Here is a 20,419-nt window from a genome sequence, read left to right as displayed (position 1 = left end):
CAGGAGGGGTGTCCACATGACCGCCGTCTGGGAGAACCTGGTAGTCGACGCCCGGGACCCGTCCCGGCTCGCCAGTTGGTGGGCGGAGGCGCTCGGTTATCAGGTGATCACCGACAAGCCGGACGAGGTGGAGATCCGCCGCACCCCCGACACGCTGCCCGGTCTCGTCTTCGTCCCGGTCGCCGGGGCGAAGGAGGGGAAGAACCGGCTGCACATCGACCTGCGCCCGGCCGACATGGAGGCCGAGGTCGAGCGCCTGGTCGACATGGGCGCGCGGCACGTCGACATCGGCCAGGGAGACGTGGAGTGGACGGTGCTCGCCGACCCGGAGGGCAACGAGTTCTGCGTTTTGCGCCAACGCGGCAACGGTGACCGGGGCTGACGACGCGGCGCGGCTGGTCGACGAGGCGCCGAAGGACACCGGGTACGGCCGGTCGCCGTTCGAGCGGGACCGCGCCCGGGTGCTGCACTCGGCGGCGTTCCGGCGGCTCGCCGCGAAGACGCAGGTGCACACCGCCGGCACCAACGACTTCCTGCGTACCCGGCTGACCCACTCGCTGGAGGTCGCGCAGATCGCCCGCGAGATGGGCGCCCGGCTCGGCTGCGACCCCGACGTGGTGGACACCGCGGGGCTGGCCCACGACCTGGGTCACCCGCCGTTCGGGCACAACGGCGAGTACGCGCTGGACGAGCTGGCCGCCGCCTGCGGCGGGTTCGAGGGCAACGCGCAGACGCTGCGGGTGCTCACCCGGCTGGAGGCCAAGGTGCTCGCCCCGGACGGGCGTTCGGTGGGGCTGAACCTGACCCGGGCCGCGCTGGACGCGGTGAGCAAGTACCCATGGCCGCGCCGCCCCGGCGAGCGCAAGTTCGGCGTGTACGCCGACGACCGCCCGGTCTTCGACTGGCTGCGCGAGGGCGCCCCACCCGGCTCGCGGCGCTGCCTGGAGGCCCAGGTGATGGACTGGGCCGACGACGTGGCGTACTCGGTGCACGACGTCGAGGACGGCATCCACGGCGGGTACGTGGACCTGCGCCCGCTGCTGGCCGACGCGGACGAGCGGCGGGCGCTCTGCGCCGACGTGGCCGCCACCTACTCCGGCGAGGCGCCGGAGGACCTGGGCGAGGTGCTGGCCGAGCTGCTCGCCGATCCGGTGCTCGCGCCGCTGGCCGCGTACGACGGCAGCCACCGGGCCCTCGCCGCGCTGAAGGCCACCACGAGCGTGCTCACCGGTCGGTTCGTCTCCAGCGTGGTGGCCGCCACGCAGCAGCGCCACGGTCCCGGCCCGCACCGCCGGTACGCCGCCGACCTGGTGGTGCCGCGCCGGATCCGGGCGCAGTGCGCGCTGCTCAAGGGCATCGCCCTGCGGTACGTGATGCGCCGCCCCGGTGCCGAGGGCCGGTACGCGCGGCAGCGCGACGTCCTCGCCGGGCTGGTGACGGCGCTGCTGGACCGGGCGCCCGACGTGCTCGACCCGGTGTTCGCGCCGCTGTGGCGGGACGCGGCGGACGACGCCGCGCGGCTGCGCGTGGTGATCGACCAGGTCGCCTCGCTCACCGATCCGGCCGCGCTGGCCTGGCACGCCCGCCTGGTGTCGCCGGGCTGACCGCACCGCTCCGGGACCGGATCCGTGAACTTAGGCTAGCCTAAGCAGCATGACGGACCGCCCGAAGAAGCTCACCGCCGCCACGGTCGTCCGGACCACGCGGCCCACCCCACACCTGATCCGCCTGGTCCTGGGCGGCGCCGAGCTGGCCGGGCTGCCGGTGGGCGCGTACACCGACCACTACGTGAAGTTCGTCTTCCCGCCGGCCGGGGTGACCTACCCGTACCCGGTCGACCTGGCCACGATCAAGCGGGAGTTCCCGGCGGAGCAGTGGCCGCGGCTGCGCGCGTACACGGTGCGGGCCTGGGACGCCGCGGCCGGTGAGATGACCGTGGACGTGGTGCACCACGGCGACGAGGGGCTGGCCGGGCCGTGGGCGGCGGCGCTGCGTCCCGGTGACCGGGTGTTGTTCACCGGGCCGGGCGGCGCGTACGCGCCGGACCCGGCGGCCGACTGGCACCTGCTGGCCGGCGACGAGAGCGCGCTGCCGGCCATCGCCGCCGCCCTGGAGCGGCTGCCGGCGGGCGCGCGGGCCAAGGTGTACGTCGAGGTGAGCGGCCCGGCCGACGAGCTGCCCCTGGCCGGCGCGGGCGCTGTCGAGGTGCGCTGGCTGCACCGCGACGGGCGCCCGTACGGGGAGCCGCTGGTCGAGGCGGTCCGGGCGCTGGAGTTCCCGCCCGGCCGGGTGCACGCGTTCGTGCACGGCGAGGCCGGCGCGGTCAAGGAACTGCGGCGGCTGCTGCGCGTCGAGCGCGGCGTGCCCCGGGGCGACCTGTCCATCTCCGGCTACTGGCGGCAGGGCCTGGACGACGAGGGCTGGCGCTCCACCAAGCCGGCCTGGAACGCCGCCGTCGAGGCCGAGGAGGCCGCCGCCGTCCCGGCCTGACCCGCCCCACCCTCGCCGCGCCCGTCCCGCTCCCCGACGCCGATCTTGGAGTTGTGGCACCTCTGATACCGGCGCGAAGTCGGCATTCTGGGCGCCACAACTCCAAGATCGACGGTACGGGGCGGGGCGTTCGTCCCACCCCGGCGTCCGCTCTGCCCAGGGTGGGGCCACGGGGGAAGACGGGGGGAGCGGGTCGGGGCGCAGCCGGCCGCACCGCGCGGTGGCGGCGGCGTTGCTGCTGGCCGTGGTGGCCTGGGGCGTGTTCGCGCGTGGTTCGGCGCGGCCGGGCTGAGTTGGGCGATCGGCACGTTCCTGGTGCTCGCCGTCGCCGAACCGATCCAGCACTACGCGACGCCGCCTCCGGCCTCCGGGGTCGCGCCGCAGACCGGCGCCGCCGCCGCGACCGCCATGCAGTACACGCTCTTCCACTGGACGCTGCTGGCGGCGGCGTTGCTGCTGGCCGGGGGCCTGGTCGCGTTGCCGTTCGTCGTGGTGATGCTCGGCCTGGCCGTCGCGGTGCTCCGGGAGATGGCGGCCGATCCGATGCTGCGCGCCGGGCCCCGGCCGCGCCGCTCCGGCCTGGCGGCCGCGGTTCGCGCGGCCCGGTCGTACGAGGAGGAGGATCCGGCCCCCGTCACGCGCTGGTTCCACAGCCGTCGCCGTTGAGTGGGGGTACCTCGACTTGTAGTAGGGATGCTACATTCCGGGGCATGACTGCGGTCGAACTCCCGGGGGCTGTCGCGTCCCCCCGACCTCCCGACGAGGATCTCGTCCTCGACGTGCGGGATCTGCGCATGCGCTACGGCGCCGTCGACGTGCTGCACGGCGTCGACCTCACCGCCCGGCGGGGCGAGGTGCTGGCGCTGCTCGGGCCCAACGGCGCGGGCAAGACCACCACCATCGAGATCCTCGAAGGCTTCCGGCTGCCCTCGGCCGGCACGGTGCGGGTGCTCGGCGTCGACCCGGCCCGCGGTGACGAGCGGTGGCGCGCGCGGCTGGGCGTGGTGCTCCAGTCCTGGCGCGACCACGGCAAGTGGCGGGTGCGGGACCTGCTCGCCCACCTCGGCGACTTCTACGCGCCGTACGCCACCGACCGGATCCCGCGCCCGTGGCCCGTGGACGACCTGCTGGAGACCGTCGGGCTGAGCGCGCACGCCGGCAGCCGGGTGGCCCGGCTCTCCGGTGGCCAGCGCCGCCGCCTCGACGTGGCGGTCGGCATCGTCGGCCGGCCGGAACTGCTCTTCCTGGACGAGCCGACTGTCGGCTTCGACCCGGCCGCGCGGCGCGAGTTCCACGAGCTGGTGCACCGCCTGGCCGACCTGGACGAGACCACGATCATGCTGACCACGCACGACCTGGCCGAGGCGGAGAAGCTGGCCGACCGCATCCTCATCCTGGCCGGCGGCCGGATCATCGCCGAGGGCTCACCGGACCAGCTCGCCCGGCGCGTCGCCGGGGACGCCGAGGTCCGCTGGACCCGCGACGGCGAGCGGTACGTGCACGCCACCGCCGATGCCACCGCGTTCCTGCGCGACCTGCTCCGCGAACACGGAGACCGGATACGCGAGCTGGAGGTGCGCCGGGCCAGCCTGGAGGACGCGTACCTGACGCTCGTGCACGAGGAGGAGACCGGCATCCGTACCGGCCGGACCGAGCGGGTGTGGCAGCAGGAGGCGAACCGATGAACCCGACCACCAACGCGCTGCGGGCCGGGCTGCGGCGCGGCGTGATCGAGCTGCGCGCCACGTTCACCAACGGCCAGGACCTCTGGACCTACTTCTTCCCCACAGTGGTGCTGCTGGTCGCCGTGTTCTGGATGCGCGGCTCGACGGTGCCCGGCACGGACTTCTCCCTCGGCGCCCGTACGCTGCCCAGCGCGCTCGGCATGGGCCTGCTCTTCGGCGGTCTGCTCGGGCTGGCCAACCAGCTCGTCATCGACCGGGAGGACGGCACGCTGCTGCGCGCCAAGGCGATCCCGGACGGCATGCTCGGCTATCTGGTCGGCAAGATCGTGCTGGTCTCGGCGGTCGCGCTGATCGGCGTGGTCATCCAGCTCACCCCCGGCCTGTTCTTCCTCGACGGGCTGCGGCTCGGCGACCCCGGCGCCTGGCTCACGCTCGCCTGGGTGGTGCCGCTCGGACTGGTGGCGACGCTGCCGCTGGGCGCGGTGATCGGCTCACTGATCGAGAACCCGCGCAACATGGGCCTGGTGGTGATGCCGATCTTCGGTCTCATCGCCCTGTCCGGCATCTTCTATCCGATCAACGGCCTGCCCGGCTGGCTCCAGGGCGTCGCCCAGGTGTTCCCGCTCTACTGGCTAGGCTTGGGCATGCGCTCGGCGCTGCTCCCGGGTGACCTGGCGGCTGTCGAACTCGGCGGCTCCTGGCGGCACCTGGAGACGGTCGGCGTGCTCGGCGCCTGGGCGGTGCTCGGGCTCGTGCTTGCCCCGGTGGTGCTGCGCCGGATGGCCCGCCGGGAGTCCGGCTCGCGGGTCGCGGCCCGGCGGGAGCGGGCCATGCAGCGGGTCGGATGAGAGGGCGTCGATGAGCGAGACCGTGCACAACCGGATCGCGGTGCTGCGCGCCGAACGGGGCATCTCCCGGCGGCAGCTCGCCGACGCGCTCGGTGTGCACTACCAGACCGTCGGTTACCTGGAGCGCGGCGAGTTCCGGCCCAGCCTGCATTTGGCGCTGCGCATCGCCGCGTACTTCGAGGTGCCGGTCGAGGTGGTCTTCTCCATCGAGCCGTTCCCGCGTATCGGCGACCCCGCCGCCGCCCGCTCGGCCTGAGCCGGCGGGGGCGGGCGAGGTCGGCCACACGCCCGTCCCCCCGGCCGCCGGATCGTCGGTCCGGCAGGGCAGGATGTACGCCGAGGGGGTGGCGGTCATGGCGGGGCGGATCCGGGACGAGGACATCGCGCTGGTCCGCGAGCGCACCGCCATCGCGGACGTCATCTCCGAGGTGGTGACGCTCAAGTCGGCCGGCGGCGGCAACCTCAAGGGGCTGTGCCCGTTCCACGACGAGAAGAGCCCGTCGTTCAACGTCTCGCCCGCCCGCAACGTGTTCTACTGCTTCGGCTGCGGGGTCGGCGGCGACGCGATCAAGTTCCTGATGGACGCCGAGCACCTCAGCTTCGTCGAGTCGGTCGAGCGGCTGGCTGACCGCGCCGGCATCCAGTTGCGCTACGTCGAGGAAGACAGGTCCACGCCGCGTGCCCGCCCGCAGCAGGGGCAGCGGCAGCGCCTGGTGGCCGCGCACGCCGCCGCCGTCGACTTCTACCGGGCCCAGCTCACCACCGCCGGCGCCCGTCCGGCCCGCGAGTTCCTCGCCGGGCGCGGCTTCGACCGGGCCGCCGCCGAGCGGTACGGCTGCGGCTTCGCCCCCGACGGGTGGGACCTGCTCACCAAGCACCTGCGCCAGCAGGGCTTCACCCACGACGAGCTGGTCACCGGCGGCCTGTCCCGGCCGGCCCGCTCCGGTTCGCTGATCGACCGGTTCCGCCGCCGCCTGATGTGGCCGATCCGGGACATCACCGGCGACGTGATCGGCTTCGGCGCCCGCAAGCTCTTCGACGACGACGACGGCCCGAAATACCTGAACACCCCCGAGACGCCGATCTACAAGAAGTCGCACGTCCTCTACGGCATCGACCAGGCCAAGCGGGAGATCGCCAAGCAGGGCAAGGTGGTGGTGGTCGAGGGCTACACCGACGTGATGGCCTGCCACCTCGCCGACGTGCCGACAGCGGTGGCGACCTGCGGCACGGCGTTCGGCGGCGACCACATCTCGGTGCTGCGCCGGGTGCTGTTCGACAGCGACGAACGGGCCGGCGAGATCATCTTCACCTTCGACGGTGACGCCGCCGGTCAGAAGGCCGCGCTGCGCGCGTTCGAGGACGACCAGCGCTTCGTCGGGCGTACGTTCATCGCGGTCAGCCCCGACAACATGGACCCGTGCGAGCTGCGCCTGGCCAAGGGCGACCTGGCCGTGCGCGACCTGGTGGCCCGCCGTGAACCGCTCGTCGACTTCGCCCTCCGGCACGTGATCAGCCGGTTCGACCTGGACACCGTCGACGGCCGGGTCGAGGCCATGCGCCGCGCCGCGCCGCTGGTGGCGAAGATCAAGGACCGGGAGAAGCGCCCGGAGTACGTGCGCAAGCTCGCCGGTGACCTCGGCATGGAGATCGAGCCCGTGCAGCGCGCGGTGCTCGGCGCGGCGAACGGGCAACCGGCACCCGGGACGCCTGCCGCGTCCGCGCGCCCCGGCCGGAATGCGCCCAGTGTGGACAGCCCTCGGTCCATGGTGGAGCGGGAGGCGTTGAAGCTGGCGTTGCAGGAGCCGGTGCTGGCCGGTCCGATGTTCGACGCGGTCGAGGTGACCGACTACCAGCACCCGGTGCACGTCTCGGTACGCACCGCAGTGGCCGCGGCGGGCGGCGCGTCCGCCGCCACCGGTGGCGCGGTCTGGATCGAGCGGGTCCGCGACGCCTGCGACGACCTGGCCGGGCAGGCGCTCATCGGTGAGCTGGCGGTGGAGCCGCTGCGCATCGACGGCGAGCCGGACCCGAGGTACGTCTCGATCACCATGGCGCGGCTCCAGTGGAGTTCGGTCACCGGCCGCATCCGTGACCTGAAGTCGAAGATCCAGCGGGTCAACCCGGTGAGCAACAAGGACGAGTACTTCGCCCTGTTCGGGGAACTGCTCTCGCTGGAACAGCACGCACGGGCGCTGCGCGAGCAGGCCGCCGGAGGATTGTGATGGGACTGTTCAACCGCCGGCCGAAACTCCCGTCGGCCGACCGGCCGCCGCTGGCCGCCGACGAGCGGGTGCTCGCCTGGGCCGCCGCCGGCACCGGCGAGGGCGGCAACGACGGCGTGCTGGTCGCCAGCAACCGCGGGCTCTGGCTGCCCGGCCGGGTGGACCGCCTCGGCTGGCACGACATCCTCAAGGCGGTCTGGTCCGGCCGGGAACTGACGGTCACCCCGGCCGAGCCGGTCGCCGAGCGCGACGGATACCTGGTGGTGGCGGACAGCCACCCCGAGACGTACCTGCTCGTCGACCCGGGTGACCTGCCGCACCAGGTCCGGGACCGGGTCACCGGCTCGGTGGCGTACACCTCGCACCACGAGATGCCCGGCGGCTCCGGGCGGATCGCGGCCCGGCGGGTGCCCGGGGTCGACGGCCTGACCTGGACGGTCCGCTACGACCCGGGGACGCCCACGGACGACGAGGACGTGGCCGCCGAGACCGCCCGGCTGGTCGCGGCGGCGCGGGCCGCCACCACCCCCGCCGACGTCTGAGATCTACACCTTGAGGACGTCGACCTCGTAGAGCGGGATGGAGGCGTCGCGCGTGGCCAGGGTCAGATTCTCCGTGATCGCCTGCGCCACCAGCATGCGGTCGAAGGGATCACGGTGATGCGGCGGCAGGCGGCCCGCGGTGATGGCGTGGTCGTGGGTCACCGGGAGTTCGCGGAAGCCCATGTCCCGTACCCGTTCGGCCAGGTCGGGCGGGCCGGAGAGCTTCCCCGCCTGCTGCTTGATGGTGATCTCCCAGAGGCTGACCGGGGAGAGGAAGACATCGGGGTCGTGGCGTAGCCGGTCGAGGAACTCGACGCCGAGGGTGGCGTCGCCGGTGATGGCCCAGAGCGCGACGTGGGTGTCCAGCAGCAGAGTCATGCGCCGATTCCGAAGTCGGCGGCGATCTCGGCGTTGGTCTGTGGCGAGTCCCAGTCACCGGAGAGGTCCACCTGCCCGGCGAGGGAGCCGACCGCCGTGCGGTTGGCCCGGCGCACCAGTGGCACGACCTTCGCCACCGGGGTGCCCGCCCGGTCGATGATGATCTCTTCGCCGCGTTCCACCCGCTCGATGATGCGCGACAGGTGGGTCTTGGCGTCATGCATGTTGTAGTGCACAGCCTCAGCCGACACAGCGCGACCTCCTCGGTTAGCTAAGCCCTTAGTTTAGGCACGTGGGCGGGCGCCGTCGAGGAAGAGCGCGACAACCCGGGCGGGTCCGGTCTCGTCGGTGAGGTCGGCCGCGCGGGCCAGGTGCAGGAACGCGTTCATCAGGAACTCCGGTTCGCCGGTGACGGCGCCCTCGGCGCGGGCGTCGGCGAAGAACCGGGTGACCGGCGCCAGCATCAGCGCGACGTAGAGGCTCGAGACGTGCTCGCTGGTCTCGGCGGACACGAGCGGCAGCGTGTCGTAGATGCGCTGCTCGAAGGTGATCGCGTCGCCGTGCTGCCCGGCGGCGACGGTGGCGAGCGCGTGCAGCCGGTGCGGCACGTCGCCGGGGTCGGCCAGCGCCGCGGAGATCCGGGCGCCGACGTCGCGGATGTACCGCTCCGCGACCGCGATGTAGAGATCCTCCTTGCCGCCCGGGAAGTGGTGGTAGATGGACGGCTTCTGGATGCCGACGCTGCGGCCCACGCCGACCAGGGAGATGCCCTGGTAGCCGGTCGCGGCGAGCTGTTCGGCGAAGGCGTCCATGATCTGGGTGCGGGTGTCGGTGGGGCTCATCGGTTCTTCCTGGCGTGGTGGAGGGCGAGGGCGCAGGCGGCGGTTCCGGCGACGGCGAGGGCGGCGAGCGCCGCGACGCCGATCGGGGCCGCGGTGAGCGGCGCGCCGCCGCCGAACTGCCGGGCGGTGTCGACGATATAGGTGAGCGGGTTGACAGTGGCGATCACCCGCATCCAGCCGGCGAGTTCGTCGACCGGCGCGAACACGCCGGTGAAGAACGACAGGCCGAACACGACGAGCGTGACCAGGTTGGTGGTGGACGCCGAGCCCGACCGGATGGCGAGCGCCGTGCTCAGCAGCGCGACGCCGAGCCCGAGCGCGAGCATCAGCAGCAGCATCCCGGCGACGCCCGACCAGCTCGCCGGCCGGTAGCCGATAGCGGTGGCCCCGGCCACGGTCACCGCCATCTGGAGCACGACAGCGATCAGCGCGGCGACGACCGGGCCGACCAGGAACGGCGTCGTGGTCCCGTGGGCGAGCCGGAGGCGGTCCAGGTATCCGCTGGTGATGTCGCCCAGCACGAGCGTGCCGGCCGCGCCCGCGCCGGTGGCGACGCCGGTGAGCAGGATCAGCGGCAGCAGGAACGCGATGAAGCTCGTCCCGCCCAGGTAGGTGCTGCCCACGGCGTCGAGCTGTCCGGCGTAGACGAGCAGGAAGAACAGGGACTGGGCGACCGGGGCGACGAGCAGCGCCGGGGTACGGAGCACGGCCCGGGTCGAGCGCCTGATCGCCGCGAGGACGACCGGGGCCGGGGAGCGGCGGGGCGGGGTGAGCGCGAGCGGGAGCACGGTGTCGGGCCTTTCGGGGTGCGGTGGGTCACGCCTCAGCGGGCGGCGAGGGCGACGAAGACGTCGTCGAGGGAGGGCTCGGCGAGGTGGAGGCGGGTGATGTCGGCGGCGATCGCGCCGGCTTCGTGCAGGGCAGCGGTCAGCGCGCGCGGGTCGTCCGGCACGCTGAGGCCCACCCGTTCCGGACGGTCGGGGTCGGCGCGGAAGCCGGCCTCGGTCGCGGCGGCGAGTGCGGTCGCGGCGGCGGCGTCGGACAGGTCGAGCGTCAGCGTACGGACGCCCACGCGCCCCTTGAGCGACGCCGGTGGGCCCTGGGCGGCCACCCGGCCGTCCCGTAGCACGGCGATCTCCGTGGCCAGCACGTCCGCCTCGTGCAGATCCTGGGTCGAGATGAGCAGGGAGGTGCCGGCCTGGTTGAGGCGGGTCAGCTCGGTCCAGAAGTCGATGCGCGCGAGCGGGTCCAGGCCGGTGGTCGGTTCGTCCAGGATCACCACTGCCGGCTCGGCGACGAGCGCCACCGCCAGGTCCAGCTTGCGGCGGGTGCCGCCGGAGAGCTTGGCCACCCGGGACGACCGGTGCTCGCCCAGCCCGAACAGGTCGACCAGTTCCCGGGTCCGGTGTGCTCGCTGCCGGCGTCCGAGCCCGAGCGCCACGCCGTGGAAGTCGAGCACCTCCGCCGGGGTGGCGAGGGGGTCCAGCGCGTTCGACTGCGGCGCCAGGCCGATCAGGCGCCGCGCGTCCCGCGCCTGCGTCACGGTGTCGAAGCCGCCGACGCGCACCGAGCCCGACGTCGGGGTGCGCAGGGTGGCGATGATCTCCAGCAGCGTCGACTTGCCGGCGCCGTTGTGGCCGAGCACGACGAACCGGCTGCCCGGCGCGACGGCGAGGTCGAGCGCGCGCAGGGCGTCACGTTTCCCGTAGGTCTTGGTCAGGGCGGTGGCGAGCACGAGCGGCGTCATACCGCCACCCTACCGACCGGTCGGTAGGGTGGCCAAATCCGGTTGTCGACCCGCTCCTGCACGGTTAGCGTCGCGGGATGTTCGCCACCGAGCGCGTCCGGCTGCGCCCACCCACCCCCGACGACGCGCCGGCCATCTTCCGCCTGGACAGCGATCCGGAGCTGCACCTGGTCACCGACGACGAGCCGTTCCTGCCGCAGCACGTGGGCCAGGTCCGGGCCCGGCTGGAGAAGCGCGCCGGCGAGCAGCCGGACGCCCGGTCCTCGGTGTCGCTGCTGGCCGAGACCGTCGCCGACGGCACGTTCCTCGGCGCCGGCACGCTGTGGGGGATCAACGCGTTCAACGGGCTCGCCCACCTCGGCATCACGCTGCTGCCCGAGGCGCGCGGCCAGGGTCACGGCACCGAGGTGATCCGGCTGCTCTGCCGGTACGGCTTCCGCAACCGCAACCTGCGGCGCCTGGAGATCGAGACGCTGGCCGGCAACACGGCGATGCGGCGTACCGCCGAGCGGTGCGGCTTCGTCCACGAGGGCACCCTGCGGGAACGCGGGTACGACGGCGACGGCTTCGCCGACATGGCGCTCTACGGCCTGCTGCGGCGCGACTGGACGCCGTAGGCGACCGCCCCGCGCTCAGCCGCCGTCGCGGTAGAACCGGGCCGCGCCCGGGTGCAGCGGGATCGGGCCGGTCGCGGCCGCGCTGGCCCGGTTGAAGTTCGCCGCCTCCGGGTGCACCTGGATCAGGTCGCCCTGCCAGGTGAAGAGCACCCGGGTCAGGTCGTACGCGAGCTGCTCCGGCATGTCCGCCGCCACCAGGATCACGTTCGCCACCGTGATGGTGGGCGTCGGCGCCGCCGTGCCGTAGACCTCCTTCGGCAGCGTGGCGGTGGTGTAGACGCCGCCGAACCGGGCGCTCAACGGCTCGATCAGCTCGTTCAGCGGCAGCAGCCGGAACTTCCCGGGCGCGGAGGAGAGCAGGTCCTTCACGCCGGGCGTGGGCAGGCCGCCGGAGAAGAACATGGCGTCCAGGGTGTTCGCCCGCATCCGCTTGACCGTCTCCGGCAACGACAGGTTGAGCCGCTGGATGCCGGTGTTCGGGTCGATGCCGCCGGCGGTGAGCAGACGCCCGGCGATGATGTCGGTCCCGGACTTCGGCGAACCGGTCGAGACGCGCTTGCCGCGCAGATCGGTGAAGCTCTCGATCTTGCCGTCGGTACGGACGATCACGTGCGTGTAGTTGCTGTAGACGCGGGCCAGCGCACGTACCGGCTGCGGCTGCTTGTCGAACGCCCCGCGGCCGTCGACCGCGTCCGCCGCCGTGTCGGCCAGACTGAACGCGATCTCCATGTCGCCGCTGGCCACCCGGGTGATGTTCTCCACCGACGCGCCGGTCGGCTCCGCGCGCGCCTCGTACCCGGGCACGTGCCGGGTGATCAGGTCGGCGTACCCGCCGCCGAGCTGGTAGTAGACGCCTGTCGTGTTGCCGGTGGCCAGGAAGATCCGCCCCCCGTGCCACGCCTGCGGAGTGGTGTCCTCTGCGCCGCAGCCGGCCACCAGCACCGTCGCCAGCAGCGCCGCCACCAGCCGCACCGGGCGGCGGTTCACCGGCGGACCGCCGGTTCCAGCGCCTCCGCCACCCGCTGCACCAGCGTCGCCGTCTCGTAACCGATCTGGCCCAGATCGCAGCCGGGCGCGGCCAGCACGCCGAGCAGCGCCCGTTCGCCGACCGCCATCACCAGCATCACACCGCCGTCCATGTCGACGATCTGCTGGCGCACCCGGCCGGCGGACATCAGCCGCGCCGCGCCCACCGTCAGGCTCGCCAGGCCGCTGATCACCGCCGAGAGCTGGTCGACCTGGTCCGTGGAGAGATCCGGCGACGACGCCAACCGCAGCCCGTCCTCGGAGACCGCGAGCGCGTGCGAGACGTCCGGCACCTGCTCGGCGAAGTTCGCCAGCAGCCAGTCGAGCCCGGTGGAAGCGGGTGGGTTCATGGTCTTCTCCCGTTGGGTGGTGTGGTGTTCGGGGCACGGCGCGTCGCGCTGGCCACCCCCTCGGCGAGGGCGGACAGCCGGGCGCGTACCACTTCGGGGTCGAGCAGGTCGGTCGCGGGCGGCGGCGCAGCGGCGGGCGGCATCGACCCCGGCAGGTGCCCGCCCAGCGGCCGCCGGGGCAGCCCGGCGGCGGTGGTCGACACCGGTGCCGGGGGTACGCTCACCGGCCGCATCCGCGCCGCGCTCGGCGCCAGCAGCGCGCCACCCGGCGCCCGTACCGTGGCGACGCCGCGCACCGGCCCTCCGGCCGCCGGGGCGCTGGTGACCAGGTCGCGGGAGCCGACCTGCGGCCGCAGGACAGGCGCGTTCTTGAACCACGGCGCGCCGCGCCCGTGCGGGCGCCGCTCGGCCGGCGGCCGGGACGCCACCGACTCGACCCGGGTCAGCACCGACTCCGGTACGTCCACCTGTGCCACAGTGCCGGCGCCGGGGTTGTGCAACTGCACCCGGATCCCGTGCCGGGCCGCCAGGTGGGCCACCACGTGCAGGCCCATGCTGCCGGCGGCGGCGCTGGAGAGCATCGCCGGCGCGGCGAGCCGTTCGTTGATCTCGGCCAGCCGGCTCTCGCTGATGCCGATGCCCTGGTCGTGCACGCGCAGCACCAGCCCGTCGACGGTGCGCCGGCCGTCCACCAGCACCCGCGCCTCCGGCGGCGAGGAGACGGTGGCGTTCTCCAGCAACTCGGCCAGCAGGTGCACCAGGTTGCCGGCCGCCGCGCCGTGCACCGCCGCGGTCGGCACGTCGATCTCCACCCGCGGGTAGTCCTCGATCTCGGAGGCAGCCGCCCGTGCCACGTCGTCCAGCAGCAACGCGCCCTCGTGCCCCCGGCCCGGCTCGCCACCGGCGAGGACCAGCAGGTTCTCCCCGTTGCGCCGAAGCCGGGCGGCGAGGTGGTCCAGCGCGAAGAGCCGGGCCAGCGCGTCCGGGTCGGTCTCCTCGCGTTCGAAGTCGTCGAGCAGCCGCAACTGCCGGGTGATGAGCGTACGGATGCGGCGGGCCAGCGCCTCCGCCATCCGGGTCACGTCCAGCCGCAACTCGGCCTGCTGCCCGGCGAGCCGCAGCGCGGCCCGGTTCACCGTGTCGAACGCCTCGGCGACCTGCGCCACCTCGTCCTGACCCCGCCGGATCCCGTCGGTCATCCGGGTCGCCGGACCGTCGGCCGGCGCCCGCTCGCCAGCGGCGATCGCGGTGATCCGCTCCGGCAGTTCCCGGTTCGCCATGGTCAGCGCGGCCACCCGCAGCCGGCGCAACCGGCGGCTGGTGCGTACCGCCAGCAGCACGGCGGTGACGAGCGAGCCGAGCGCGACGGTGCTCGTCGCCCCGGCGGTCAGCACCGCGCGCAGCCGGGCCGCGGCGGCCAGGTCGGCCGCGTCCCGGTCCAGCCCGTCGGACAGGTCCCGGCCGAGCAGGTTGTACCGGCGGATCGTGCCGCTCTGCGCCACGTACCAGGCGTCACCGTCGGTCTTCAGCGCCTCCGGCGCGCCGTCGGTGTCGAGCACCGTGTCACGCATCCGCCGGGCCGCTGTCACGTCCGCGCCGTCGACCACGCGGTACCAGGCGGTCCTCGCCGGCCCGGCGGCGATCCGCAGGAACTCGGCCTGCCGCTGTTCCCGGGCACCCCGCAGCCGGCCCAGCCGGGCCAGCTCGCCGCGTTCCAGTCCGCCCCTGACGAACACCGCCCGCAGCAGGTCGCGTTCCAGCGCGGAGAGGTGTTCCTGGGCGGCCACCGAAGCCACCTCGCGGGCCTGGTTGGCCAGGTCGGCGTCGCGCAGCTGGCTCGGCAGCGCGTCCGCGACCGCGAGCAGGGACTCCACGAGCGACACATATGCCGGATCGGCGTCCGCGCCGGCCACCGCCTGCTCCCGGGTGGGCGCGAGCTTGTCCAGGCGCCGGCTGGCGTCGTTGAGCACGGCTGTCAGGTTGGGTGCGGCCCGGCGGGCGTCATCCTGCGCCGCGCGGTAGCGCTCGGCAGCGGTGTCCACCCGGCGCCGCTGCGCGTCCACGAGCGGGCGGCCGGACGTGCCGCCACGCTGGCGCAGCGCGGCCGTCTCGCCGAGCTCGCGTTCCAGCTCGTGCACCAGGCGTACGGTCGCGGTGGCGGTGCCGGCGAGCACGCGGGCCCGGTCGGCGTCGGCGGACGCGTCCAACGCGGCGTCGGTCTGCGCCCCGCCGAGCACGACCAGGCCGGCCGTGGCGACCAGGATCGGGGCCAGCAGTTGGACGCGGACCGAGCGCAGGCGTCCGGTGCGGTCCGCGGAGCGGTGGTGCCGGCGTACGCGAGCCGGATGGGGCAGCGGCACGGGGGTCTCCGGGTCGGGTCGGGCGGGCCGGGCCCGGACGCGCGTCCGGGCCCGGCCCGTTCAGGTCAGCTCGCGCCGAGGTCGCTCAGTGCCCGCTCCGCGCCGCGGTGCAGCGGCACCGGGTCGGTCTTGCGGGCGTTGCCCAGCTCGATGCCCTTCGCCGCCGGGTTCGCCTGGGCCAGCGCGTCCTTGGAGTCGAAGACCGTCCGGGTGATCGCGCAGGCCACGTCGGCGTCGAGGTTCTCCCGCACCAGCAGCACGTTCGGCACCACGATGGTGGGCACGTCGGCCGAGGTCCGGTAGATGTCCTTGCCGATGGTGCCCGCCTGGTACGCCGGGTTCAGCTCGGCCATCTTCGGCAGCAGCGGGCTGATGTCGACGAACTTCACCTTGTCGCCGGACGTGGTGAACAGGTCGGTGACCCCGCCGGTCGGCACGCCGCCGGACCAGAAGAAGCCGTCGATGCTGCCGTCCTTCATGCCGTCGACCGTCTTGGTGAGGTCCAGCCGCTGCGCCTGGACGTCCTTGGCCGGGTCCAGCCCGGCGGCGGTGAGCAGCCGGTTGGCGATGACCTCGGTGCCGGACTTCGGCGAGCCGGTGGAGATCTTCTTGCCCTTCATGTCGGCCACCGACGTGATGCCCGCGTCGGCCCGTACGACCACCTGGGTGTAGTTGTCGTAGATCCGGGCCAGCGCCTTGACCGGCTGCGGCGCGGTGAAGCTCCCCTTGCCCTGCACCGCGTTGACAGCGGTGTCGAACAGCGAGAACGCCACGTCGTACTGGCCGGCGACGAGCTGTTCGACGTTCTGCACCGAGGCGCCGGTCTCCGCCGCCGTACCGGTGAGCTTCCCGTCGGTCGTCTTGCTCAGCTCACCGGCGAGCGCGTTGCCGACCACGTAGTAGACGCCGGTGGCGTTGCCGGTGGCGATGCCGACCCGGGTGTCCTTGGTGACCTTGCAACTGACCTCGCGGGCGGCGTCGTCCTTCGTCGCGCCGTCCTGACGGCCCCCGCAGCCGGCGGCACCGGCGGCGACCAGGACAAGTGCCCCGACGCCCGCCATTATCCTCGCGTCGATACGTCCCACTCTCTCTCCTCCCCAAGGTCCACGGATTCTTCGACCGCCGGGCGGCCGGCGTGCCCGGCGGCGCCACGTCGGACGTACACGCCCGCGACCGCGAGCGCGGCGAGCGCCGCGCCGATCGCCATGGGCAGTGGTTCCAGCCAGAGCAGCACCAGCCCGGCGACCGCGCCGACGATCCGCTCCGGCACGCCGGCCGGGCCCACGCCGGGCAGCCAGCCGCCGGCCGCTACCGCCAGCACCGCCACGCCGAGCGCGGAGACCAGACCGGCTGTCACGATCCGGCCGACCCCGCCGATGCCGAGCAGCCCGAGGCCGGTCGGCGTGATGACGAAGGCCAGCGGGATCAGGTACGCCGGCAGCGCGTACCGCAGGGTCTGCCACATGGTCGGCACCAGGCGGCCGCCGGTGACGGCGGCGGCGGCGACCGCTGCGAGCGCGGTCGGCGGCGAGACCTCGGACAGCACCGCGAAGTAGAAGACGAACATGGCCGCGGCGGGCGCGGCGACGCCCAGGTTCAGCAGCGCCGGGCCGATGATCACCCAGCCGATGACGAACGACGCGGTGACCGGCACCGCGAGGCCCAGCAGGCTGAGCGCGACAGCGGCGAGCACCGCGGTCAGCGCCAGCACCACTGCGGGCTCCGAGCTGACCGCCTGCGCGCCGCCGATCAGCAGCGAGGCGGCCTGCGGCCCGAGCCCGGTCTTCGTGGTGGTGGCGGTGATGATGCCGGCCGCGGCGCACACGGCGCTCACCGCGAGCACCCCGCGTACGCCGTCGCGCAGCGCCGCCACCAGCCGGGCCGGCGTGAGCCGGTGCCGGCGGTCCAGGAAGGACAGCGCGGCGGCGATGACGGTGGCGATGACCACCGCGCGCATCGCCGACGCGCCGAGCGCCAGCACCACGATGATCACGAGGAGCGAGAGGAAGTGGTAACCGAAGCGGGCCAGCAGCCGCCAGGCCGAGCCGGTGTCGATGACCACCGGGCGGACCCCGGAGCGCCGGGCGTCGATCTCGACGGAGAGCAGGATGCCCAGGTAGTAGAGGATCGTCGGCACCGTGGCCCAGCCGAGCACCTGGAGGTAGGACACGCCCAGGTACTCGGCGATGATGAACGCGGCGGCGCCGAGCGTGGGCGGGGACAGGATCGCACCGACACCGGCGGCGGCGAGCATGCCGCCCGCGCGCTCGGCCGGGTAGCCGGCGCGGCGCAGGATGGGCCAGGTCACCGCGCCGATGCTGACGGTGGTGGCGGCGCCGGAGCCGGAGACCGTGCCGAGCAGGAAGCCCGACGCGACGGCGGTGCGCCCGGCGGCCGTACGGGAGCGGCGGAACGCGGCGGCGGACAGCTCCACGAAGAACCGGCCCGCGCCGGACAGGTCGAGCACCGCGCCGTAGATGGTGAACAGCACGATGTACGAGGCGGCCACGTCGAGCGGCGTGCCGTAGAAGCCGCTGTCGGAGTTGTAGAACGCGTCGACGAGCTGCCCGAAGTCGAGCCCCGCGTGCGCCACCGGCCAGGCCTGCGGCAGCAGCCCGCCGTAGTAGCCGTATCCGAGGAACAGCACGCAGACCGCCGGCAGGATCCATCCCGTGGTGCGCCGGCACGCCTCCAGCAGCAGGAGCAGCAGGCCGGTGCCGAACGCCACGTCCAGCGGATCCAGCAGGCCCTGCCGGTCCAGGAAGGCGTCGTACCCGCCGCCGCCCGCGCCGATGGCGACCGGCAGCACGGGGTAGAGGCAGACCACGAGCGCGGCGAGGGCCAGCAGCCAGTCCACGGGCGTGGGTCCGCGCCGGTCGTCCGCGTCGCCCGTGTCGTCCGTGTCGGCCTTGGTGCGTCGGAGCCGGACCCCCGAGGGGTACGCGAGGAACACCATCGGCAGGATGCCGGCGAGGAAGAAGATGAGGTAGTACTTGCTGCCCTGGGCCAGCGGGAAGAACACCTGCCAGAGCGTCAGCAGCCCGACCGCGACGGTGACGCCGGTGAAGAGGAAGCCGACTCCTCCGGCGAGCACCCGGCCCGGCTTCTCCTCCTCGAACCGGGCGGCCAGTTCGCGAGCGTCCTGGTGGGCCTGATCCGGGGTGTCGTGCGCGTCGTCCGGGGCGTCGTGCGTCCCGGCCGGAGTGTGGTCCCGCGTCTCCGCCGGGGTGTGGTGCGGCAGGGCACGGCTGTGGTGGTGCGTCTCGCCCGGCCCGTCGTCGGACCACTCCGGACCGGCGACGCTGCCCTCGTCCGGCGGGAGCGACACCACCTCGGCGTCCACATCGGACCCCGGTCGTCCGCCGGAGGGCGGCCGGGGTTTCGGGGGAGTCTCGTCGGAGGGGCGAACGGGCGGCACGAGGGGGCACGATACGCGAATAGCGCGCGCGTTGGGAACATTGCTTAACGTGATTGCAATGAGTGACGGAATGGGGAATGGTTCACCCGTCAAACAGATTTCTGAATCTGTTTCGCGACCGCTTCGCCGACGGGCGAAGGGCGCTTCCGCAATCTCTTCCCAGCGAACTCCCAGGCGATTTTCCAACGATGAAGAACAGGTTCGCTGATCGGCCGTCGTCACTCAGGGTGTATTGCCTCTCGCCGCTGCCGGGCCCGGGCGCTGCTCCCCGAGGCGGGCGGTTCCGGATGCCGCCGCGCGTCCGCGGAGCGCTCCGGGGGACGCGATTCGTGGGCCGGAACCGCGCGACCGCCGCCACTTCGCCGAGGTGGCGGCATCGGGCGCGCGCCGACCCCGCCGCTTCGCCGAAATGGCGCAGGCGCCGCCCGCGAGCCGGACCCGCCTCGCGCCGGTGGCCGGCGGGCACGGCGGAGTGGAACGCCATGGGTGCCTCCACCGCCTTTTGACACCCATGCGGTTCCACTCCTCGTGACCGTCGTGGAGATGGTGGCGAGTGGTGGCTCGGGGGGAAGGCGACTCGCCGGGATCTTCGGTCGTGCGTGCCGTCCGGGCGGATGCGGGGTGCGGCGCCCGCCGGTCTTGCTCTGCAACCACCGGAGCAACGGACACGCTGCGTGACCATGTGCGCCGATGGATGCAGAGCGGAGGGCGGGGGCGGGAGCGGGGCGGCGGCGGACGGACCGGTTTTGCCGACGGGGGGTTATCGCCGCCCCGGTCAGGGCATGTCGTGCCTGACGACGAGCGACGAGGAGGTGCCATGGCCGCCGACGAGGCTCCCGCCCGCGACGGGCGCGACCACACGGGGCCGGTGGGCCCGGACGACGGTCCGGACAGCCCGACCGATCTGACGGCGACGGGCTGGATGACGACGCTCAAGCGGACCGTCCGGGAGTTCCAGGACGACAGCCTGACCGACTGGGCCGCCGCGCTCACCTACTACGGCGTGCTCTCCATCTTCCCGGGCGTCCTGGTGCTGATCTCGCTGCTCGGCCTGCTCGGCGACCGGGCCACGGAGGGGGTCCGGGACACCGTCGGGCAGGCGGTGCCGGAGGAGAACATCCGCAAGATCATCGAGAGCGCCATCGACCAGGCCGGCCAGTCCGGCGGGCTGGCCAGCATCGCGGCGGTCATCGGTCTGATCGCGGCCTTCTGGTCCGCCTCCGGCTACATCGCCGCGTTCATGCGCGCCTCGAACAGCATCTACGACGTGCCGGAGGGCCGGCCGATCTGGAAGACGCTGCCGGTACGCCTCGGCGTGACCGCGGTGATCGGCGTGATGCTGCTGATCAGCGCCGTGATCGTGGTGTTCACCGGCGGCCTGGCCGAGCAGGCCGGAAACGCGATCGGGCTCGGCTCGACAGCCGTCACCGTGTGGAACATCGCCAAGTGGCCGGTCCTGCTGGTGCTGGTGAGCCTGATGTTCGCGATCCTCTACTGGGCCTCGCCGAACGCCCGGCACGGCGGCTTCCGCTGGGTCAGTCCCGGCGGCGTGCTCGCGGTGGTGCTCTGGCTCGTGGTGTCCGGCCTCTTCGCGCTCTACGTCAGCAACTTCGGCTCGTACAACAAGACGTACGGCGCGGTCGCCGGCGTGATCATCTTCCTGGTCTGGCTCTGGCTGAGCAACGTGGCGATCCTGCTCGGCGCGGAGTTCGACGCCGAGTTGGAGCGCAGCCGCGCCATCGCGGCCGGGCACCCGGCCGACGAGGAGCCCTACGTCGAGCTGCGCGACGACCGCAAGCTGCGCAAGAAGGGCAACACGTCCTCCCACCACTGATCTGCTGGCCGCACACCGCGCCGCCCCGCCCGGACGTCCTCGGGCGGGGTGGCGCGT

Annotated in this window: 21 protein-coding genes; 11 read left to right on the top strand and 10 right to left on the bottom strand. The window is 73.5% G+C overall.

The window, feature by feature from the left end:
* Positions 1–16: 16 nt before the first annotated feature.
* From MicB006_RS19025 to MicB006_RS18985, 9 genes are all read left to right on the top strand, one after another.
* Positions 17–382 carry a VOC family protein gene (locus MicB006_RS19025; protein ID WP_116507911.1) on the top strand — a complete coding sequence of 122 codons (366 nt, stop codon included), beginning with the start codon at positions 17–19 and terminating at the stop codon, positions 380–382.
* Entirely contained in the window at positions 369–1,604 is a 1,236-nt protein-coding gene (locus MicB006_RS19020) for a deoxyguanosinetriphosphate triphosphohydrolase (RefSeq protein ID WP_116507909.1), read from the top strand. Before MicB006_RS19025 ends, MicB006_RS19020 begins: the two co-directional genes overlap by 14 nt.
* 49 nt (positions 1,605–1,653) lie before the next feature.
* Complete coding sequence (locus MicB006_RS19015; RefSeq protein ID WP_116507907.1) at positions 1,654–2,490, top strand: siderophore-interacting protein; 837 nt, start codon at positions 1,654–1,656, stop codon at positions 2,488–2,490.
* 315 nt (positions 2,491–2,805) lie between these two features.
* Positions 2,806–3,156: a BCCT family transporter gene (locus MicB006_RS19010; protein ID WP_192900098.1), complete on the top strand. Its 351-nt coding sequence runs from the start codon at positions 2,806–2,808 to the stop codon at positions 3,154–3,156.
* A gap of 44 nt (positions 3,157–3,200) precedes the next feature.
* The gene (locus MicB006_RS19005; RefSeq protein ID WP_073831204.1) at positions 3,201–4,175 is read left to right on the top strand and encodes an ABC transporter ATP-binding protein; all 975 of its coding nucleotides are present in this window, start codon (positions 3,201–3,203) and stop codon (positions 4,173–4,175) included.
* Positions 4,172–5,023 (top strand): ABC transporter permease, encoded by an 852-nt coding sequence (locus MicB006_RS19000; RefSeq protein ID WP_073831205.1) that lies wholly within the window; start codon positions 4,172–4,174, stop codon positions 5,021–5,023. Before MicB006_RS19005 ends, MicB006_RS19000 begins: the two co-directional genes overlap by 4 nt.
* A gap of 10 nt (positions 5,024–5,033) precedes the next feature.
* Positions 5,034–5,279, top strand: coding sequence for a helix-turn-helix transcriptional regulator (locus tag MicB006_RS18995; protein ID WP_013287928.1), 246 nt, complete (start codon positions 5,034–5,036; stop codon positions 5,277–5,279).
* Positions 5,280–5,352: 73 nt separating this feature from the next.
* The gene (gene dnaG / locus MicB006_RS18990; protein WP_116507903.1) at positions 5,353–7,248 is read left to right on the top strand and encodes a DNA primase; all 1,896 of its coding nucleotides are present in this window, start codon (positions 5,353–5,355) and stop codon (positions 7,246–7,248) included.
* Entirely contained in the window at positions 7,248–7,790 is a 543-nt protein-coding gene (locus MicB006_RS18985) for a hypothetical protein (protein ID WP_116507901.1), read from the top strand. The genes dnaG and MicB006_RS18985 overlap by 1 nt, the downstream gene beginning before the upstream one ends.
* Positions 7,791–7,793: 3 nt before the next feature.
* Here the strand turns inward: MicB006_RS18985 and MicB006_RS18980 are convergent, their stop codons facing one another.
* Genes MicB006_RS18980 through MicB006_RS18960 form a run of 5 tightly spaced genes read right to left on the bottom strand, consistent with a single transcriptional unit; the run spans position 7,794 to position 10,757 of the window.
* Entirely contained in the window at positions 7,794–8,168 is a 375-nt protein-coding gene (locus tag MicB006_RS18980; protein WP_013287925.1) for a type II toxin-antitoxin system VapC family toxin, read from the bottom strand.
* Complete coding sequence (locus MicB006_RS18975) at positions 8,165–8,419, bottom strand: type II toxin-antitoxin system Phd/YefM family antitoxin (protein WP_013287924.1); 255 nt, start codon at positions 8,417–8,419, stop codon at positions 8,165–8,167. The genes MicB006_RS18980 and MicB006_RS18975 overlap by 4 nt, the downstream gene beginning before the upstream one ends.
* 33 nt (positions 8,420–8,452) lie before the next feature.
* The gene (locus tag MicB006_RS18970; protein WP_116507899.1) at positions 8,453–9,010 is read right to left on the bottom strand and encodes a TetR/AcrR family transcriptional regulator; all 558 of its coding nucleotides are present in this window, start codon (positions 9,008–9,010) and stop codon (positions 8,453–8,455) included.
* Positions 9,007–9,798 (bottom strand): ABC transporter permease, encoded by a 792-nt coding sequence (locus MicB006_RS18965; protein ID WP_116507897.1) that lies wholly within the window; start codon positions 9,796–9,798, stop codon positions 9,007–9,009. The genes MicB006_RS18970 and MicB006_RS18965 overlap by 4 nt, the downstream gene beginning before the upstream one ends.
* 35 nt (positions 9,799–9,833) lie before the next feature.
* A complete protein-coding gene (locus tag MicB006_RS18960; protein WP_116507895.1) occupies positions 9,834–10,757 on the bottom strand; it encodes an ABC transporter ATP-binding protein in 924 nt (307 codons plus the stop codon).
* A gap of 77 nt (positions 10,758–10,834) precedes the next feature.
* Between MicB006_RS18960 and MicB006_RS18955 the strand changes: the two genes are divergently transcribed.
* Complete coding sequence (locus MicB006_RS18955) at positions 10,835–11,374, top strand: GNAT family N-acetyltransferase (RefSeq protein ID WP_116507893.1); 540 nt, start codon at positions 10,835–10,837, stop codon at positions 11,372–11,374.
* Positions 11,375–11,389: 15 nt separating this feature from the next.
* Here MicB006_RS18955 and MicB006_RS18950 read toward each other — a convergent pair whose 3' ends face one another.
* From MicB006_RS18950 to MicB006_RS18930, 5 genes are all read right to left on the bottom strand, one after another.
* Positions 11,390–12,361, bottom strand: coding sequence for a TAXI family TRAP transporter solute-binding subunit (locus MicB006_RS18950; protein ID WP_116507891.1), 972 nt, complete (start codon positions 12,359–12,361; stop codon positions 11,390–11,392).
* Complete coding sequence (locus MicB006_RS18945) at positions 12,358–12,750, bottom strand: roadblock/LC7 domain-containing protein (RefSeq protein ID WP_073831211.1); 393 nt, start codon at positions 12,748–12,750, stop codon at positions 12,358–12,360. Before MicB006_RS18945 ends, MicB006_RS18950 begins: the two co-directional genes overlap by 4 nt.
* Positions 12,747–15,110, bottom strand: coding sequence for a nitrate- and nitrite sensing domain-containing protein (locus MicB006_RS18940; protein ID WP_116507889.1), 2,364 nt, complete (start codon positions 15,108–15,110; stop codon positions 12,747–12,749). The genes MicB006_RS18945 and MicB006_RS18940 overlap by 4 nt, the downstream gene beginning before the upstream one ends.
* A 65-nt stretch (positions 15,111–15,175) precedes the next feature.
* A complete protein-coding gene (locus MicB006_RS18935) occupies positions 15,176–16,195 on the bottom strand; it encodes a TAXI family TRAP transporter solute-binding subunit (RefSeq protein WP_116507887.1) in 1,020 nt (339 codons plus the stop codon).
* Positions 16,171–18,441, bottom strand: a complete 2,271-nt coding sequence (locus tag MicB006_RS18930) for a TRAP transporter fused permease subunit (RefSeq protein ID WP_225980417.1) — start codon at positions 18,439–18,441, stop codon at positions 16,171–16,173. Before MicB006_RS18930 ends, MicB006_RS18935 begins: the two co-directional genes overlap by 25 nt.
* A 904-nt stretch (positions 18,442–19,345) precedes the next feature.
* Between MicB006_RS18930 and MicB006_RS18925 the strand changes: the two genes are divergently transcribed.
* Positions 19,346–20,362: a YihY/virulence factor BrkB family protein gene (locus MicB006_RS18925; protein WP_116507883.1), complete on the top strand. Its 1,017-nt coding sequence runs from the start codon at positions 19,346–19,348 to the stop codon at positions 20,360–20,362.
* Positions 20,363–20,419 lie beyond the last annotated feature (57 nt).

It is taken from the genome of Micromonospora sp. B006, from assembly GCF_003408515.1.
Lineage (GTDB): Bacteria > Actinomycetota > Actinomycetes > Mycobacteriales > Micromonosporaceae > Micromonospora > Micromonospora echinospora_A.
This window is presented reverse-complemented; position numbering and strand designations above follow the sequence as displayed.

What these genes read in the sequence shown, in the direction of transcription:
- MicB006_RS19025 (WP_116507911.1), top strand. Translation starts at nt 17, where the DNA reads ATGACCGCCGTCTGGGAGAACCTGGTAGTCGACGCCCGGGACCCGTCC.
- MicB006_RS19015 (WP_116507907.1), top strand. Translation starts at nt 1,654, where the DNA reads ATGACGGACCGCCCGAAGAAGCTCACCGCCGCCACGGTCGTCCGGACC.
- MicB006_RS19005 (WP_073831204.1), top strand. Translation starts at nt 3,201, where the DNA reads ATGACTGCGGTCGAACTCCCGGGGGCTGTCGCGTCCCCCCGACCTCCC.
- MicB006_RS19000 (WP_073831205.1), top strand. Translation starts at nt 4,172, where the DNA reads ATGAACCCGACCACCAACGCGCTGCGGGCCGGGCTGCGGCGCGGCGTG.
- MicB006_RS18995 (WP_013287928.1), top strand. Translation starts at nt 5,034, where the DNA reads ATGAGCGAGACCGTGCACAACCGGATCGCGGTGCTGCGCGCCGAACGG.
- dnaG (WP_116507903.1), top strand. Translation starts at nt 5,353, where the DNA reads ATGTACGCCGAGGGGGTGGCGGTCATGGCGGGGCGGATCCGGGACGAG.
- MicB006_RS18985 (WP_116507901.1), top strand. Translation starts at nt 7,248, where the DNA reads ATGGGACTGTTCAACCGCCGGCCGAAACTCCCGTCGGCCGACCGGCCG.
- MicB006_RS18980 (WP_013287925.1), bottom strand. Translation starts at nt 8,168, where the DNA reads ATGACTCTGCTGCTGGACACCCACGTCGCGCTCTGGGCCATCACCGGC.
- MicB006_RS18970 (WP_116507899.1), bottom strand. Translation starts at nt 9,010, where the DNA reads ATGAGCCCCACCGACACCCGCACCCAGATCATGGACGCCTTCGCCGAA.
- MicB006_RS18960 (WP_116507895.1), bottom strand. Translation starts at nt 10,757, where the DNA reads ATGACGCCGCTCGTGCTCGCCACCGCCCTGACCAAGACCTACGGGAAA.
- MicB006_RS18955 (WP_116507893.1), top strand. Translation starts at nt 10,835, where the DNA reads ATGTTCGCCACCGAGCGCGTCCGGCTGCGCCCACCCACCCCCGACGAC.
- MicB006_RS18945 (WP_073831211.1), bottom strand. Translation starts at nt 12,750, where the DNA reads ATGAACCCACCCGCTTCCACCGGGCTCGACTGGCTGCTGGCGAACTTC.
- MicB006_RS18925 (WP_116507883.1), top strand. Translation starts at nt 19,346, where the DNA reads ATGGCCGCCGACGAGGCTCCCGCCCGCGACGGGCGCGACCACACGGGG.